Source organism: Mesorhizobium sp. M6A.T.Cr.TU.014.01.1.1, assembly GCF_004022765.1.
GTDB classification, from domain to species: domain Bacteria; phylum Pseudomonadota; class Alphaproteobacteria; order Rhizobiales; family Rhizobiaceae; genus Mesorhizobium; species Mesorhizobium mediterraneum.
Window position 1 is genome coordinate 467,257 of record NZ_RZPG01000001.1, and the last position, 15,944, is coordinate 483,200.

The window sequence follows — 15,944 nt, forward strand, 5'->3', positions numbered from 1 at the left end:
CATCAAAGCGTCATGTTCGCGCTTCCTTTCTTTCGCCGTGACCTGCCGGCACTGAAGGGCGATCGCGTCACGCTGCGCGTGCCGCTGACCAACGACTATCGCGAATGGTCGGTGCTGCGCGGGGAAAGCCGCCGCTTCCTGGAGCCGTGGGAGCCGCGGTGGAACCCCGACGAGCTCGACCGCACGGCCTGGCGGCATCGCCTCAGCCGTTACCGCGAAGATTACGCGCAGGGAACGGCCATAGCCTTCTTCATCTTCGACAAAAGCAGCGGCAAGCTTGTCGGCGGAATCACCCTCGGCAATATCCGCCACGGCGTCGCGCAAAGCGGCCATATCGGCTACTGGATCGGCGAGCGCTACAGCGGCCACGGCCTGATGACCGACGCGGTCAAGGTGGTGACGCGCTTCGCCTTCGATACGCTGAGGTTGCACCGGATCGAAGCTGCCTGTATTCCCGACAACGCCCGGTCGATCCGCGTGCTTGAAAAAGCCGGATTCCGGCGCGAAGGACTTCTGCGATCCTATCTCAGGATCAATGGCATCTGGCAGGACCATTACCTCTACGCCCGGATCGAGGACGATCTGCCCGGCGCGGGAACGAAGGACTGATTTTTGACGAATTTCCTGCGAATCGGGTCGCTGTTCGCCTTTGTCCTGACGGCAATCGTCACGCTCTGCGCGGCGTCCTCGGCCTTCGCCGTCGAACCGATCAAGATCGCCCGCGACGACGTGGCGCTCGACCTTTCGGGCGCGGTCGAAATCTACCGCAACCAGGGCGAGAACTTCCAGGTGTCGACCGCGCCGGGACCGGACGGCATCGTGCGGCGCATCGAGGTCGAGGCCAATGATGCGCGCTCGACCGGCGACTGGGCGGTGTTCGCGCTAGCCAACACCACCGACCAGCAGCTCGACAGGCTGATCGTCGCACCGCATTTCCGGCTGGTGAATTCCGGCATCTTCTGGCCGGATCTCGGCTCGACCCGCATTGCCGCGATCACGCCCAGCGAGGGCTTCGCGCTCGACCGCCAGACCAGCCCCGACGCCGATGTGTTCCGGGTGACGCTGAATCCCGGAACGGTGATCACCTTCATTGCCGAACTTGCCTCGCCCAAACTGCCGCAGGTCTATCTGTGGGATCCGGAATCCTACAAGGACTCGGTCAATTCCTACACGCTGTTTCGCGGCATCGTCATCGGCATCGCCGGCCTTCTGGCGTTGTTCCTGACCATCCTTTTCGTCGTCAAGGGAACCTCGATGTTCCCGGCTACCGCCGCACTCGCCTGGGCGGTGCTCGCCTATATCTGCATCGATTTCGGCTTTCTCAACAAGGTCCTGGAAATATCGCCCGGCAACGAGCAGATGTGGCGAGCCGGAACGGAGGTGGCGCTTGCGGCGACCTTCGTGGTGTTCCTGTTCGCCTATCTCAACCTCAACCGATGGCACGGCCATTTCAGCTACGGCGCGCTGGTCTGGATTCTTGGGCTGGTGCTGATCGCGGGTGTGGCCATCGTCGATCCGGCGGTCGCCGCCGGCATCGCCAGGCTGTCCTTCGCCGCCACCGCCCTGACCGGCCTCGGCCTGATCATTTTCCTCGGCATACGCGGCTACGACCGTGCCATCATGCTGGTGCCCAGTTGGGTCATGGTCTTGTTGTGGCTATGCGGGTCGTGGATGGCGATCACCGGCATGCTCGACAACGACATTGCCCAGCCGGCGCTGGGCGGCGGGCTGATCCTCATCATCCTGCTGATCGGCTTCACCGTCATGCAGCACGCCTTTGCCGGTGGCGCGCTGCATCAGGGTCTGTTCTCCGATCTCGAACGGCAGGCGCTGGCCGTCGCCGGATCGGGCGACACGGTTTGGGACTGGGACGTGATGCGCGACCGCGTCGTCACCAAGCCGGATGTCAGCATCCAGCTTGGCCTTGCGCCCGACAGTCTGGGCGGGGCCGCCCGCAACTGGCTGCCGGTGCTGCATGCCGACGATCGCGACACGTTCCGCACGACGCTCGACGTGGTGCTCGAACACCGGCGCGGCCGCGTGTCGCAGAACTTCCGCCTGCGCGGCGCCGACGGGCACTATCACTGGTTTTCGCTGCGCGCTCGGCCGGTGATCGGATCGGACGGCGAGGTCATCCGCTGCGTCGGCACCATGGTCGACGTGACGGAGCAGAAAAAGTCAGAGGAGAGGCTGCTGCACGATGCCGTGCATGACAATCTCACCGGCCTGCCGAACCGGGAATTGCTGATGAACCGGCTGGAGGCGATCATCTCGATCGCGCGCACGGAAGAGAAGGTGCGTCCGACCGTCTTCGTCATCGACATCGACCGGTTTAAGCAGGTCAATGACGGGCTCGGCATCTCGGCCGGCGATACCATCCTGCTGACCATTGCGCGCCGCCTGCACCGGCTGCTCAAGCCGAAGGATTCGCTGTCGCGCTTTGCCGGCGACCAGTTCGCGCTGATGCTGCTTTCTGAACAGGACCCGGCCCGCATCGCGGCGGTCGCGGACGCCATCAAGCATGCGATCAACAATCCGATCACCTTTGCCAAACGCGAGATTGTGCTGACCGCCTCGATCGGACTGGTCACCTGGACCTCGGCGCAGAGCTCAGCCGAGGACATGGTCAAGGACGCCGAGCTTGCCATGCACCAGGCCAAGCGTTTCGGCGGCGACAGGATCGAGCCGTTCCGCCCCGCCTTCCGGACCGTCGGCACCGACCGGCTGCAGTTCGAGTCCGACCTGCGCCGCGCCATCGAACGGCGCGAATTCACACTAGCCTACCAGCCCATCGTGCGGCTCGAAGACGGCAGCGTTGCCGGCTTCGAGGCGCTTTTGCGCTGGGACCATCCGCGCCGCGGCATGATCCCGCCGGGCGATTTCATCCCGGTCGCCGAGAGCTGCGGCCTGATCGTGCAGCTTGGCCTTTTTGCCATGCAACAGGCCGCCGAAGATCTGGCGGGCTGGCAAAAGCAGATCGGCGATGCGCCGTTGTCGGTTTCGGTCAACTTGTCCAGCCGTCAGCTCATCCGCCGCGATCTGGTCAGCGACGTCCGCTCGGTGATCGCGCGAGCCAATCTAAAGCCGCGCTGCTTCCGGCTCGAACTCACCGAATCGTTGGTGATGGACAATCCCGAGCAGACAGCCCATGTGCTGAACAAGCTGAAGAAGCTTGGTATCGGCCTGTCGCTGGACGATTTCGGCACCGGCTACTCATCGCTAGCCTATCTGACGCGCTTCCCCTTCGACACGATCAAAATCGACAAGAGCTTTGTCGACGACTCGACACCGAAGCGCGCGGTGCTGCTCAAATCCATGGTCAATATGGCGCATGAGCTCGGCCTTTCGGTCGTGGCCGAAGGCATTTCGGACGAAAGCGATGCGCTCGAACTGCGCCAGATGGGCTGCGAATATGTGCAGAGCTTCATGTTCGGCGCACCGATGCCCGGCGATCAGGTGCTGAAGACGCTGAAGGAACAGTATCCGCTGACTCAGGCTTGATTTTTGCGCATGTCGTTGTCCCAAATCCGCTGAGCATTTTTTGGGCGACATGCGTACCCGCTTGGAATGGCAGAGAACGACCCTTCCTAACCAGAGCGGCCTTATGCCGGCCGCTTCCCGGCGCTCGGAGGTTGCAAGTCAACCCTTCTGGTCCGCAGTATCGAAAACTTTAACTCCCGACCCGTGGCGTGGCTCTACCAATGTTGGAAGCCTGAATTAACGGCGGCGATAGAGATAGCTCTCGGAAAGACCGAGGCGACGGCATGACTGGACGGCTGGTGATGAGGGGAGCACGATGCTCTCGCAGATTGCAGCCGTCATCTTCACAAAAGCACGCTCCCACGGCTTCAGGGTCCAGCGGTCGCCGAGCGCCAACCGCTCGCGGACCCAGCGGGGTAGGATCTCGACTGCCGCCTTCAGAAATGGCCGCTGAAGCGGTCGAGCCACTCCCGGCAAGGCGGGAACTTCTTCCATGATCTCCAGGAATTCCAAGATGATCGGCGACGCGACTAGTCTTTGCCTCATCACGTCGAACAGCGCGTAAAGCTCGGCCTGAGACGTGGGCGCGTCAACCGCACCATAGAGAAGCGCGACGGGGCGAGCCTCAGCAAACATCGCGTCCCGTTCGAAAAAATGCAGACGATGCACATAGACGTGATACGCCTCCATGAAACCAAACTCGGCCGTCGCTTGCACCCAGTCCAGCAACTCCGGGTCGGTGGCGTGGTATGGCTCACCTTCGCTGGTTCGACCTGAAACGCGGCCATGCATCCTGACTACACCTTCGATCATGGCCTTAGCCTTGGTTTGGGGGCCATAGACAGTGACCAAGGCAGCGAGGCCAGTGCGCTGTAATCGTTGGAGCGCATGGGAGCGGAATGTGCTGTGCTGCCAAATGGCGTCGCGAACCCGCGGCTCCGCCAATTCGAGCAGCACCGCAGTAACCCCACCGACGAACAGCGCAACAGGGTTCTTGAAAATACGCCAGGACACCGAGCTGGGCGGCAACAGCGCCGGCTCGCTTTGCGGGATCGAGAAATCCATCTGAGATCCGAGCCGCTGGCGCATAAACGACTGCGCAAGAGTGTCCACACGACGCTCAAGCGGGCCAGGCAGAAGAATGATGCCCGAGTTCCCAAACATGGACGCCTCCGACTTCGGGAACAACAAGCGTTGAACCTGTCGCTAGCGAATGCAGTTATGCACGAACGTCGTTGGTCTTCCCGCCGTTCCAAATGATTAGCCTCGCGCGCTGCGCAAGACTTCTCCAGAACACCGGGCCCGGATGGTCATCACGAGCCCGGTCGTGATGGCCTTATGGGGTCAGATCGAGCGCCGGCACGATTCTGTGATAGGGCAGTCCTGCATCGTCGTTTAGACGCTTCACGTCGGTATTGGAGACAGCGTCAAACAGGCACATGCAGCGCCCGTCCTCCGGTGCGAAGGTCGAGCGCAGATAGCTGATGTCGGTGCCGTTGGACGTCATCTCAGCGGCCTTGCTGATCGCCGCCTTCTGTGCATCTCCCAGAGCTTCCATGCTGATGCCCTTGAGGTCGCGTTCCACCATATAGACGGTCATTTCCAGATCTCCTCCTAGTTCAGTGACTACAGGAGTTGAATGCAATGGCGGGCGAAAGAAAACGACATTTTTTCTATCGATCGATAGCCGACAGTTATCGATGAAGGGGCTATAATGTCGTTTCGTGGAACCGCCTCGGGAGGGCTCGCCATGGAGATGTTTCAGGTCCGCTACGTGCTTGCGGCCGCGAAAATACTGAATTTCACCAAGGCCGCCACCGATTGCAATGTGTCTCAGCCGGCGCTCACCAAAGCGGTCAAGACGCTCGAGGATGAGCTTGGCGCGCCCTTGTTCCACCGCGAGGGAAAGCGCGTCCTCCTGAGTGAGTTCGGGCGCTCCATTCTGCCGCATCTTCAGCAGATCATGCAGGAGGCCCACGCAACCAGGACGCTTGCCGATAATTTTAGGCTACTCAATCAGGTGCCGATCCGCCTCGGCGTGATGTCGACCATCGGCCATGTGAAGCTCGCCCGGTTCCTCGCAAAGTTCCAGCGCGACTATCATGGCGTCGAGCTTGAAGTTAGCGAAGCGAGCGTTCAGGAACTGAAAAACAGGCTTGAGCATGGCGATCTCGATCTGGCCGTTCTCAATCCGCTGGAGGGATTGGGAGCGGCTTTCCGCGTCCATGATCTCTACAGTGAGCGTTACGTCGTCGTATTCGCGCCGGATCACCGGCTTGCGACCCTCGATGCAATCAAGTTGGTCGACCTCTCTCAAGAACCCTATGTCGATCGTCTGTCCTGCGAAATGCGGGACCTTGTGATGGGGGTGTGCCGGGAAAGAAACGTTAGCCTTTATGCCCGCTTTCGTTCCGAGCGCGAGGATTGGGTCCAATCAATGGTGCTGGCGCGGATCGGCTTCGCCTTCATGCCTGAATATTCGGTGACATCGCCTGAACTTCTGCAGCGCCCGCTGATCGAACCCGCGGTGGCACGCACGGTGTCCCTGGCTAGCGTTCCGGGCCGGCCCTATAGCCCGGCGACGGCGGCAATGGTCCGAGCTGCCCAAAGTTTCGATTGGCCAGGCTAGGCGTTATTGCTGAAGCTTGAGCTGCTGCTGGTTTGAGATGCTTCTCTCTTTCTCCTAAACGGCTGCAACTTTCTCTTGGTTGGAATCGTACGCGGCCAAGGAACAGCGGAGAAGACTCGCGATGGCCGGATGGAAATCTGAGGGAGGACAATTATGACCTTGCCCAGTTACGCAATGAACCAGGCAAGTTTCCCGGAAATGTACGAGCGGTGGCTCGTCGGCCCTCTCTTCCGTCCATGGGCCGAGTTGGCTCTTGACGAGCTGGAATTGTCTTCGGGCGATCGCGTACTCGATATCGCTTGCGGAACAGGAATAGTGGCGCGCGTTGCAAGAGAGCGGCTCGGTGAAGCCGGATACATCGTCGGCGTCGACATCAGCCTGGACATGCTTGCCGTGGCGCGGGCTGTAGAACCAGCCATTGACTGGCGTCGGGGCAATGCCGGCGAGCTGCCTCTGCGTAACGGTGAGACGTTCGACGTGGTCGTCTGCCAGCAAGGACTGCAGTTCTTTCCCGACAAACCCGCGGCGGCGGCGCAGATGCGTCGCGCGCTGGCGAAGGGTGGTAGGCTGGCGCTTGCCACGTGGCGCCCGGATGACGAAATCCCGTTCTTTCGCGAACTGCGCCGCGTGGCGGAGCGCCACCTGGGCGCCATCGCCGATCAACGGTACAGCTTCGGGGAAGCGGCGCCACTTGAGGCGCTGCTGCGAGACGCCGGCTTCCACGAGGTCCGATCAAGGACTATTTCGCGCACCATCCATTTCGGGGAAGGCGCACCCTTCCTGCATTTGAATACGATGGCGCTGGTCGGGATGAGTTCTTTAGCCAAGGAAATGGACGATCAGGAACGCAAGCGCGTCGTGGAGGAGATCGTGAGCGAGAGTGCGCCCGTGCTGCAGCCGTACACCAACGGGTCGAAACTAGCCTTCGAGCTCAGCACCAATCTGGCGACAGCCAAAGGGTAAATGATCTCTCTTCACAAGCAACGCATTGCCTACGCAACGCTCGGTAAAAATCAACCCATTGTACATTACGAATTATTTCGCCGCACTGCGGCCATTGTACCGCCATTATCCATGACTAGCTAGCGGAGGCACTGACCGTTCTTCTTGTCTTTTCGACGTTGACGGCTCAACGTTGGAAATAGATCTTCCCAAAATACCTGGGACAGACAAGGAACGGAGGAGGACTTGGCGTCACTCCAAAGAACACGTGAATTCTTTGCTTGCGGAGGCGTCATTCTTTCGGGCGTGCGGCCTTTGTCGAAAAGGATCGCGGGGCTTGGCTTGGCGGCGACACTGGCAGCCATGCCATGGCCGGTCTATTCGGGAGCCTTGGTCAACGGAGCGACCGAAGCCGCGGTTGCCACTGCTGTTCCGTCCTCCGCTCTGGGTTTCCTCTCGGCCGCGCCCGAGTTCGACATCATCGATCCGGGGACCATATCGACCTCCCGACGCAAGGGAGAAGGCACCTTGGCCGATGCATTGAAGGGCACCGTCTCCATCCTTTCCAAAGGCGCGGAACAGATCGTCGTAGGCATGTCGGTGCACGAGTTCGGCGAATACAAGGTGTCCCAGTACATTGCCAGCGAGATTCTGCGTGCAGCCAAGGACACCCAATTTCCTGCCGACACCCTTTTCGCGATCGCCGAGAAGGAATCCTCCTTCGACATCAACAACCGCCCGCCTAAAGGGTCGGCGCTTGGTCTTATGCAGTTCCTCGACCAGACATGGCTCGAGGCCGTGAAGGACTACGGTGCAGAGTTCGGCCTGGGCGACGAAGCGGAACTGATCCGGATCCGCCTCGAGGGCAAGCGCGAACACCATTTCGTCGACGACAAGGCCGAAGAAGAGCGCATCCTTCAATTCAGGCGCGATCCCTATCTGTCGGCAGCACTTGCGGCCAAGAACCTTCTTGCGGCCAGGGAACGCATCGAAGCCCGTCTCGAGAAGGCCATGGACGAACGGGATCTTTACCTCCCCCATTTCCTTGGCACCAACGGCGCAGCAAACCTCCTGTCGAACGCCGACGAAACGCCCAATGCCAAAGCCAGCAAAATCTTCCCCGAGGCGGCGCGGTTCAATACCGCGATGTTCAGGGTCAAGGGAGAACAGCTCACCGTCGGCCAGTTTCACCAGCGCATGCGCTCCTTCTTGGAAGCCCGCATCGGCAAATACAGCGATGTCGAAACCCGCGTGAAAGAGGCTGACCTGTCCTGGACAGCCGGTATCGAGAATATCGTCTACGATTTGGGCAAACGGCTGGCGATGGTGTCAGGTTTTCAGCACTAGGCGTGACCGGCAGCGACGCTGAGATGCGCGAGGTCGATACCGATCGAAGCGAGAATCCGGTCGTATTTGCGCTCGATGTCGGTATCGAACAGAAGCTCCGCAGTTGCCGGGCAGGTCAGCCAGCCGTTCTCGGCGATTTCGCTTTCCAGCTGGCCGGCGCCCCAGCCCGAATAGCCGAGCGCCATCAGCGCGTGCCGAGGTCCGCGGCCCGACGAAATGGCGCGCAATATGTCGACGGTCGCGGTCAGGCAGATCTCGTCGGAGACGGTCAGCGACGATTCCACCCGGTAGTCGCCCGAATGCAGGACGAAGCCGCGGCTGCGGTCGACCGGTCCGCCGTTGCGCACGACGAAGTCACGGGCCTGCGCGGGCAAGCGGATCGCCTCCTGTTCGTTCATGATGCCGAGCTGGACGAGAAGATCCGGAAACAGCATCTGCTGCGTCTGGTTGATGATCAGGCCCATCGCGCCTTCGTCGCTGTGCGCGCAGATGTAGATGACGGAGCGCGTGAAGCGGTCGTCCTTCATGCCGGGCATGGCAATCAGGAACTGGTCGTCGAGAAAGCCGCGTCCTGCGACCATCTTCTTGTGGCGCAACAAGTCCATGACAGGCAGCGTAACGCGTTTTGGAAGCGCCGAAAAGATGTGCCGCGCGCGATTTGGTCTCGGCTTTGCATCTAAGGTCACGCAAATATGATAACAGCGAAGCCATGAAATCATTGCGCAGCCATGAACGGACGCTCAAATCACCGCCATGCAAAGCTTGAAAGTCCTGCTGCTCAGCGCCGCTGTTGGATGTGGAACCGGCCTTCCCGCTGCAGCCTCCTCGTCGATCTGGTACAACACCGAAGGCGGCAAAGTGCGGCTTGTGACCACCGGCAAGCCCGACGAAGCCGGGCGCATCCATGGCGTCCTCGATATTGCGCTCAAGCCTGGCTGGAAAACCTACTGGCGCGATCCGGGCGACGCGGGCGTGCCGCCGCAAATCGATGTCTCGGCCAGCACCAACATTGCTAACGCGATTTTTTCGTTTCCGCCGCCCCAGCGCCACGACGACGGCTACGGCAAATGGGCCGGCTATGACCATCCGGTTTCGCTGCCGGTGACGTTCACGTTGTCGGCGCCGAACGAGCCGGCCGTCATCGATGCCGATATCTTTCTCGGCATTTGCGAGACGATCTGCATCCCGGTGCAGACGAGGCTGACCGTCGATCCGGGCTCCGATCCGGACAATGTCGAAGACGCCGCTTTGGTGAAGGCGGCCCTCGCAACCCTGCCTGCCCCCGCAAGGCCCGATTTCGGCATCAATATGCTACCAGGCGACCACGAGACACTGATTGTCGAGGCGAGCTTTCCGGGCAATCCGAAGGCGGCGGATTTCTTCGTCGCGGGTGAGCGGGATTACATGTTCGGCGTGCCGGCTCGCAGCGAAAAGGACGGCAAGCTGGTGTTTACCGTGCCGATCCTCGACAGGCCGACGACGACGCCGACGGATGGCGGACTTTACTACACGCTGACAACTGCGGTCGGCGCGGTCGAGGGACAGCTGCCTTTCCCTTGATCCCGAGCAAAGGATGTTCAGGTCGAACATCCTTTTGCTCCAGGCTCCCCAAACGGTTGCGGGAAAAGTCTGAGTTCGTTATCGCAAGGATACTCCCTTTATTTGTCAAATGAGGACCATCATGATGATATCCGTTGGCGACAAGCTGCCCCAAGCGACCTTCAAGACGATGACTGCCGACGGGGCAAAACCGATCACGACGGCCGAGATTTTCTCGGGAAAGAAGGTTGTGCTGTTTGCCGTTCCCGGCGCTTTCACGCCGACCTGCAGCAACAACCATCTGCCCGGCTATCTGGATAATTTCGATGCCATCCTGGCGCGTGGCGTCGACACCATCGCCGTAGTCGCCGTCAACGATGTTCACGTCATGGGCGCTTGGGCCCGCTTCAGCGGCGGGGAAGGCAAGATCCTTTACCTTGCCGACGGCAATGGCGACTTCGCCAAGTCGATCGGCCTCGACGCCGACCTCTCCGGCGGTGGCATGGGACTGCGTTCGAAGCGGTTCTCGATGATCGTCGACGACGGCAAGGTCATCGCGCTCAATGTCGAGACAAAGCCTGGCGTTGATGAATCCGGTGCGGCTCACATTCTCGGACAGCTTTCCGTTTTGGCGACAGCATAGGCCGGGAATTGCCGCAGCCGCCTTTTAGAACGTCGCGCGTCCAAAGGACGCTTCAAGACTTTCGAATCGGCCGCATGAAACTTTGCGAAAGCCCATTCCGGTTTTCGGGATCGTGCGCTGGCTCTTCGGGACTGCCTGCTTTTGGGGGACCTCAATGATGTTTGACATCTTCTGGCGCGCTGTGGCGATCGGCATCGGCGCCACGGCGCTCATGGACTTCTGGGCGATTTTCCTGAACACGGTGTTTGCTCAGCCGCGGCCGAACTGGGGGCTGGTCGGTCGCTGGGTCTGGCATCTGAGGGACGGCAAGGTTTTCCACGACGACATCGGCGAGGCAGCACCCTACGCGCATGAATCGGCGTTGGGCTGGGCATTCCATTATTTTGTCGGCATCGTCTACGGCATCATCCTTGCCGTTTTGGCGGGCGCAGCGTGGCTGGCGGCGCCGACCTTCCTGCCGGCCTTCATCCTCGGCATCGTCACCGTGGGCGCCGGCTGGTTCCTGCTGGCACCCGGCATGGGCGCCGGCTGGGCCGCATCAAAGCGCCCCAACCCCATGCAGATCCGCGCCCTCAACCTGGTGTCGCATACGGTGTTCGCGCTCGGGCTTTTCGGCACGGCGCTGCTGATCCGCTGAATACGGGGGACCAGACTGGTTTAGTAGCTCTGGGTCGAGCGCCCCATTTTCTTGGCTGCCGGCTGCTTGGCTTGGGTGCTTTCCTTGGCCGAAAGGAGCGCGGGCCTGGCCGACTTGTTCTTGAACGGCGCCATGCCGAGCCGCGCCAACTCGTCGGCACGCTCGTTCTCCGGATGGCCGGCATGGCCCTTGACCCAGTGCCAGACGACCTGATGACGGCTGCGCGCCTCGTCGAGTGCCTGCCACAGTTCGGCATTCTTCACCGGTTGCCTGGCGGCCGTCTTCCAGCCGTTGCGCTTCCAGCCATCGATCCAGCTGAAAATGCCGTCCTTGACATAGTTGCTGTCGGTATAAAGATCGACGGCGCAGGGTTCTTTTAGCGCATTGAGCGCCGAGATGGCGGCCAAAAGTTCCATGCGGTTGTTGGTGGTAGCAGCCTCGCCGCCCGACAGTTCTTTCGTGACGCCGTTGAAGCGCAGGACCGCCCCCCAGCCGCCCGGCCCCGGATTGCCCGAACAGGCACCATCGGTGAAGATTTCAACGCGCTTGGTCATGTCAGTCCGTATTCGGAAGGGGATTTGATCGCCCGGTGGAAGCGCATCCTGCGGATGTACTCGGTCGGGTCGCGTTTTATGACCAGCCCGCCGTTGGCAACAGTCAGCCAGTCGTAAAGTCGGGTCAGCATGAAGCGCAGCGCCGAGCCGCGCGCCAGCATCGGCAGCGCGGCTTTCTCGTCGCCGCTCAAGGGTCGCACGCTCTGGTAGCCGGCAAGCAGCGCCGTGCCCTTGGTCAGGTTGAAAGAAAAATCTTTCTCGAAGCACCAGGCGTTGAGGCAGGTGGCGACATCATAGGCGTAGAGATCATTGCAGGCGAAATAGAAGTCGATCAGCCCGGACAGTTTTTCGCCGAGGAAGAAGACATTGTCCGGGAAAAGATCGGCATGGATGATGCCTTTCGGCAGGCCTTTGGGCCAGTTCCGCTCGAAATCGGCGAAGTCGGCGTCGACTTCCGCCGCCAATCCCGGCTCGACCTCGTCGGCGCGCGCGTGGGACGCGTTCCACAGCTTACGCCAGCCATCGATGGCAAGGGCGTTCGGGCGGGTCATGGGAAAGTCCTGACCCGCGAGATGGAGTTGCGCCAGCGCCTTGCCGACCTCACCGCAATGCGCTGCCGTCGGTCGCCGCAGCGACAGGCCTTCGAGGAAGGTGATGATGACCGCCGGCCGGCCGGCAAGCGCGCCGATGACGGTGCCGTCGTGCGCGGTGACCGGAAGCGGGCACGAAATGCCTTTTCTCGCGAGATGGCCCATGAGGCCGAGGAAGAACGGCAGGTCGGCCTTGTCGACGCGCTTTTCGTAGAGCGTCAGGATGTAGGAGCCGCTGGTGGTGTGCAGCAGGAAATTCGAATTCTCGGTGCCTTCTGCGATGCCCTTGTAGGACAGGAGATCGCCGACCGGGTAGGGCTTCAGGAACGCGCCGAGCTCACTTTCATTGACGTCGGTGTAGACCGCCATGGACCTTACGCGGCCCCATTGACGAAGGCCATGTCGGCCGCCGTCAGTTCGACGTCGCGCAGGACCCGCATCACCGGAAAATCCTCCGTTTCAGTGGCCGTCACCGCCAGCTCGATCGTCACATTGAAGCGCTGCCGGAAGGCGTCGATGATCTCGTCGACGATGATTTCCGGCGCCGAAGCGCCTGCCGACAGGCCGAGCGTCGAGATGCCGGCAATGTCAGTCCACGGAATTTCGGAGGCGCGCTGCACGAGGAGTGACATCGAGGCGCCGGCGCGTTCGGCCACTTCGACAAGACGCCGTGAATTGGAGGAGTTGGGGGCGCCGACGATCAGGAAGAGATCGGCGCCCGCGGCGGTCTCCTTGACCGCTTCCTGGCGGTTGGTGGTGGCATAGCAGATCGATTCCGCGGCCGCCGCATGTAAATCGGAAAAACGATCCTTAAGCACGCGGATGATGCCGGCGGTATCCTCGACCGAGAGCGTCGTCTGGGTGACGAAACCGAGTGCCTGCGGGTCGGCGGGCACCAATTTCGCGGCGTCAGCTTCGGTCTCGATCAAGGTGACGGCGCCGTCCGGCAATTGCCCCATCGTGCCGATCACTTCAGGATGGCCGGCATGGCCGATCAGAAGCACGTGGCGGCCAAGCCGCTGATGGCGCATCGCCTGCTTGTGGACCTTCGACACCAGCGGGCAGGTGGCGTCGAGATAGAAGAGGCTACGCGCCTGGGCATCCGCCGGCACCGACTTCGGCACGCCATGCGCCGAAAAGACGACCGGGCTCTGGCGATGCTCCGCCGGTATCTCGGAGAGTTCCTCGATAAACACCGCACCCAGGCTTTGCAGCCCCTCGACGACGTAGCGATTGTGCACGATCTCGTGGCGGACATAGACCGGCGCGCCGTATTTCTTCAGCGCCAGAACGACGATCTGGATGGCGCGGTCGACGCCGGCGCAGAAGCCTCGCGGCTGGCAGAGCCTTATCGTCAGCGGTGGCTTTGTGGTCGTGTGAAGCATGATTCCCGGCCGGTTGGTCGTATCGTGAACCCAGGTGAGCTCAAGGCGCGAAATGAGGTGCGCACCCCTGCCCTGTCAAGGGCGCCAGCGGCGATCATTTCTCTTTCGCCGGGCGGCGAAGCCTGAAGATGAGGACGCCGGCAAGGGCAGCGGCAAGGCCATACCAGGTTACGGCGTATTGCAAATGGCTGTTCGGCAGGTTGATAACGGTAACACCGCCGACCGGCAGCCCACCCGGGTTCGGGGTGGCGTCCGCGTCGATGAAGAATGGCACCAGCCCCGCGCCGGCCGGCAGACCCGCGCTCGCCGCCATGGCATCGCGATCCTTCCAGTAGAAGATGTTCTTCTGCGGATCATTGTCGGGAAGCATCATCGAGGGCTTCGCCGGCAGCGGGTTGCGGGCGAGCCCCGTCACCGTCACTTGGCCCGCACCCTGGCTTTGCGGGCGCTTGGCCGCATCCTTGAGATCGTAGGGCACGAAGCCGCGATTGATCAGGACGAAGCGGCCGTCCTCCAGATGCAAGGGTGTGAAGACATTGAAACCGGACTGGCCTTCCCAGGTCGCGAAGAAATGCCGCTCGCCTTGATGCAGGAAAGTGCCTGATGCCGTCACCGGCGTGTAGTCGACATCGCTGGTGGCGGCGAACCTTTTTTCGACCTCGGCCAACGGCACGGGCGCCGAGTGCGTGCGCTGGTCGATTGTCTGGAGAAGACCCTCTTTCCAGTACAGGCGCTGGACCTGCCAGGTGCCGAGCGCCAGCAAGATGAAGAACAGCACGAGGCCGAAGCCAAGCAGCAATGCCGTCTTCGGCCGCGAACGGCCTGCGACCGAACCGGATGTCGTGCTCATTCGCCGAGGTCCAGCCTGCCCTCGGCCGCCTTGTTGCGGTACTGCAGCGTCAAAAGCACGCCTTTGATCAGCCTAAGCGCCCCAAGGCATAGCACCAGCGTCAGCGGTATCCACAGCATGAGATGCAGCCAAAGCGGCGGACTAAGCGTCACCTCCATCCACAGCGCCAGCCCGACGACGATGAAGCCGATGATCAGGATGACGAACACCGCCGGACCGTCGCCGGCATCGGCGTAGGAATAGTCGAGGCCGCAATTGGCGCAGCGTTTGCCGACGGTGAGAAAACCGGAGAACAGCCGCCCCTCGCCGCAGCGCGGGCAGCGGCCGTGCAGGCCGGCCGAAATCGGATCGATTGGTGGCCAGATCGCCTTGTCGTCGCTCATTGCAATATCTTAGTGCCGTTCGCCCCAAAAGATAAGGCGGCCACGTCGCCGCAGCCGCCTCGTCACATTCCCTTAAAAGATTTCAGTGACCTTCGATCACCGCGCCGCTCGATGCCCACACATAAATCGACGCAAACAGGAACAGCCAGACCACGTCGACGAAGTGCCAGTACCAGGCGGCCGCCTCGAAGCCGAAATGCTGCTTTGGGGTGAAATCGCCCTTCATCGCGCGAACCAGGCAGACCAGCAGGAAGATGGTGCCGATGATGACATGGAAGCCGTGGAAGCCGGTCGCCATGAAGAAGGTGGCGCCGTAGATCGAATCCCTGAAGCCGAACGGCGCGTGCATGTACTCGTAAGCCTGCACCATGGTGAACAGCATGCCGAGACCGACGGTCAGCACCAGGCCGTTGATCAGCCCCTTGCGGTCGCCATGAATAAGCGAGTGGTGCGCCCAGGTCACCGTGGTGCCCGACAAAAGCAGGATGACGGTGTTGTAGAGCGGCAGGTGGAAGGGGTCGAGAACCTCGAGGCCCTTCGGCGGCCAGACACCGCCGGTGAAGGCGGCGCGGGCGTATTGCTGTGCCTCGCCGGGAAACAGGCTGGCGTCGAAGAATGCCCAGAACCAGGCGACGAAGAACATCACCTCGGAAGCGATGAACATGATCATGCCGTAGCGCAGATGCAGCGACACTACACGCGTATGGTGGCCTTCATGCGCTTCCTTGATGGTGTCCGACCACCAGGCGTACATGGTGTAGATGACGATCAAGAGGCCGATGTAGAACAGCCACGGATTGGCGATGTTGAAGCCGAAAATCGGGAAATCGCCGCCCTTGAGGTACTGCATGTAACAGACGCCGCCGATCGCAGTGACCAGCGCGCCGACCGAGCCTAGGAACGGCCACGGGCTCGGGTCGACGAGATGGTAGTCATGTTGTGGTTTTGCGTGCGCGTCTGCCATA

General features: G+C 61.4%; 17 protein-coding genes. 8 read left to right on the plus strand and 9 right to left on the minus strand.

The window, feature by feature from the left end; genetic code table 11:
- The first annotated feature begins 12 nt into the window (after nt 1–12).
- A complete protein-coding gene (locus EN885_RS02105) occupies nt 13–609 on the plus strand; it encodes a GNAT family protein (RefSeq protein ID WP_095486162.1) in 597 nt (198 codons plus the stop codon).
- A gap of 3 nt (nt 610–612) precedes the next feature.
- Nucleotides 613–3,501, plus strand: a complete 2,889-nt coding sequence (locus tag EN885_RS02110) for an EAL domain-containing protein (RefSeq protein ID WP_095486163.1) — start codon at nt 613–615, stop codon at nt 3,499–3,501.
- Between the two features lie 216 nt (nt 3,502–3,717).
- Here EN885_RS02110 and EN885_RS02115 read toward each other — a convergent pair whose 3' ends face one another.
- Together EN885_RS02115 and EN885_RS02120 are read right to left on the minus strand one after the other, a co-directional pair.
- Nucleotides 3,718–4,644, minus strand: coding sequence for an oxygenase MpaB family protein (locus tag EN885_RS02115; RefSeq protein ID WP_206616795.1), 927 nt, complete (start codon nt 4,642–4,644; stop codon nt 3,718–3,720).
- A gap of 172 nt (nt 4,645–4,816) precedes the next feature.
- Entirely contained in the window at nt 4,817–5,080 is a 264-nt protein-coding gene (locus EN885_RS02120) for a DUF4242 domain-containing protein (RefSeq protein ID WP_095486164.1), read from the minus strand.
- A 150-nt stretch (nt 5,081–5,230) separates the two neighbouring features.
- Between EN885_RS02120 and EN885_RS02125 the strand changes: the two genes are divergently transcribed.
- From EN885_RS02125 to EN885_RS02135, 3 genes are all read left to right on the plus strand, one after another.
- Entirely contained in the window at nt 5,231–6,109 is an 879-nt protein-coding gene (locus EN885_RS02125) for a LysR family transcriptional regulator (RefSeq protein WP_158302605.1), read from the plus strand.
- 153 nt (nt 6,110–6,262) lie between these two features.
- Nucleotides 6,263–7,072: a methyltransferase domain-containing protein gene (locus tag EN885_RS02130; RefSeq protein WP_095486166.1), complete on the plus strand. Its 810-nt coding sequence runs from the start codon at nt 6,263–6,265 to the stop codon at nt 7,070–7,072.
- Between the two features lie 519 nt (nt 7,073–7,591).
- Nucleotides 7,592–8,398 carry a transglycosylase SLT domain-containing protein gene (locus EN885_RS02135; RefSeq protein WP_164897761.1) on the plus strand — a complete coding sequence of 269 codons (807 nt, stop codon included), beginning with the start codon at nt 7,592–7,594 and terminating at the stop codon, nt 8,396–8,398.
- Here the strand turns inward: EN885_RS02135 and EN885_RS02140 are convergent.
- Complete coding sequence (locus tag EN885_RS02140) at nt 8,395–9,003, minus strand: YqgE/AlgH family protein (protein ID WP_095486169.1); 609 nt, start codon at nt 9,001–9,003, stop codon at nt 8,395–8,397. The genes EN885_RS02135 and EN885_RS02140 overlap by 4 nt on opposite strands.
- A 148-nt stretch (nt 9,004–9,151) precedes the next feature.
- Between EN885_RS02140 and EN885_RS02145 the strand changes: the two genes are divergently transcribed.
- The 3 genes from EN885_RS02145 (at nt 9,152) to EN885_RS02155 (ending at nt 11,217) form a co-directional block, all read left to right on the plus strand.
- A complete protein-coding gene (locus EN885_RS02145) occupies nt 9,152–9,958 on the plus strand; it encodes a protein-disulfide reductase DsbD domain-containing protein (RefSeq protein ID WP_095486170.1) in 807 nt (268 codons plus the stop codon).
- 121 nt (nt 9,959–10,079) lie between these two features.
- Complete coding sequence (locus EN885_RS02150; protein WP_095486225.1) at nt 10,080–10,580, plus strand: peroxiredoxin; 501 nt, start codon at nt 10,080–10,082, stop codon at nt 10,578–10,580.
- A 157-nt stretch (nt 10,581–10,737) separates the two neighbouring features.
- Complete coding sequence (locus EN885_RS02155; protein ID WP_095486226.1) at nt 10,738–11,217, plus strand: DUF2938 domain-containing protein; 480 nt, start codon at nt 10,738–10,740, stop codon at nt 11,215–11,217.
- Between the two features lie 20 nt (nt 11,218–11,237).
- On the opposite strand, the gene rnhA is transcribed toward EN885_RS02155, so the two are convergent.
- The 6 genes from rnhA to EN885_RS02185 form a co-directional block, all read right to left on the minus strand.
- A complete protein-coding gene (gene rnhA / locus EN885_RS02160; protein ID WP_095486171.1) occupies nt 11,238–11,771 on the minus strand; it encodes a ribonuclease HI in 534 nt (177 codons plus the stop codon).
- Nucleotides 11,768–12,730 (minus strand): homoserine kinase, encoded by a 963-nt coding sequence (locus EN885_RS02165; protein WP_095486172.1) that lies wholly within the window; start codon nt 12,728–12,730, stop codon nt 11,768–11,770. Before EN885_RS02165 ends, rnhA begins: the two co-directional genes overlap by 4 nt.
- Nucleotides 12,731–12,735: 5 nt before the next feature.
- Complete coding sequence (ispH, locus tag EN885_RS02170) at nt 12,736–13,746, minus strand: 4-hydroxy-3-methylbut-2-enyl diphosphate reductase (RefSeq protein ID WP_128242465.1); 1,011 nt, start codon at nt 13,744–13,746, stop codon at nt 12,736–12,738.
- 94 nt (nt 13,747–13,840) lie between these two features.
- Complete coding sequence (locus tag EN885_RS02175) at nt 13,841–14,596, minus strand: SURF1 family protein (RefSeq protein ID WP_164547028.1); 756 nt, start codon at nt 14,594–14,596, stop codon at nt 13,841–13,843.
- Nucleotides 14,593–14,979, minus strand: a complete 387-nt coding sequence (locus EN885_RS02180; protein WP_126103235.1) for a DUF983 domain-containing protein — start codon at nt 14,977–14,979, stop codon at nt 14,593–14,595. Before EN885_RS02180 ends, EN885_RS02175 begins: the two co-directional genes overlap by 4 nt.
- Before the next feature lie 82 nt (nt 14,980–15,061).
- Complete coding sequence (locus EN885_RS02185) at nt 15,062–15,943, minus strand: cytochrome c oxidase subunit 3 (protein WP_126103236.1); 882 nt, start codon at nt 15,941–15,943, stop codon at nt 15,062–15,064.
- Between the last annotated feature and the right edge of the window lies 1 nt (nt 15,944).

Coding starts and splice junctions, on each gene's coding strand:
- EN885_RS02105 (WP_095486162.1), top strand. CDS start 13: ATGTTCGCGCTTCCTTTCTTTCGCCGTGACCTGCCGGCACTGAAGGGC.
- EN885_RS02115 (WP_206616795.1), bottom strand. CDS start 4,644: ATGTTTGGGAACTCGGGCATCATTCTTCTGCCTGGCCCGCTTGAGCGT.
- EN885_RS02120 (WP_095486164.1), bottom strand. CDS start 5,080: ATGACCGTCTATATGGTGGAACGCGACCTCAAGGGCATCAGCATGGAA.
- EN885_RS02125 (WP_158302605.1), top strand. CDS start 5,231: ATGGAGATGTTTCAGGTCCGCTACGTGCTTGCGGCCGCGAAAATACTG.
- EN885_RS02130 (WP_095486166.1), top strand. CDS start 6,263: ATGACCTTGCCCAGTTACGCAATGAACCAGGCAAGTTTCCCGGAAATG.
- EN885_RS02140 (WP_095486169.1), bottom strand. CDS start 9,003: ATGGACTTGTTGCGCCACAAGAAGATGGTCGCAGGACGCGGCTTTCTC.
- EN885_RS02145 (WP_095486170.1), top strand. CDS start 9,152: ATGCAAAGCTTGAAAGTCCTGCTGCTCAGCGCCGCTGTTGGATGTGGA.
- EN885_RS02150 (WP_095486225.1), top strand. CDS start 10,080: ATGATGATATCCGTTGGCGACAAGCTGCCCCAAGCGACCTTCAAGACG.
- EN885_RS02155 (WP_095486226.1), top strand. CDS start 10,738: ATGTTTGACATCTTCTGGCGCGCTGTGGCGATCGGCATCGGCGCCACG.
- rnhA (WP_095486171.1), bottom strand. CDS start 11,771: ATGACCAAGCGCGTTGAAATCTTCACCGATGGTGCCTGTTCGGGCAAT.
- EN885_RS02165 (WP_095486172.1), bottom strand. CDS start 12,730: ATGGCGGTCTACACCGACGTCAATGAAAGTGAGCTCGGCGCGTTCCTG.
- ispH (WP_128242465.1), bottom strand. CDS start 13,746: ATGCTTCACACGACCACAAAGCCACCGCTGACGATAAGGCTCTGCCAG.
- EN885_RS02175 (WP_164547028.1), bottom strand. CDS start 14,596: ATGAGCACGACATCCGGTTCGGTCGCAGGCCGTTCGCGGCCGAAGACG.
- EN885_RS02180 (WP_126103235.1), bottom strand. CDS start 14,979: ATGAGCGACGACAAGGCGATCTGGCCACCAATCGATCCGATTTCGGCC.
- EN885_RS02185 (WP_126103236.1), bottom strand. CDS start 15,943: ATGGCAGACGCGCACGCAAAACCACAACATGACTACCATCTCGTCGAC.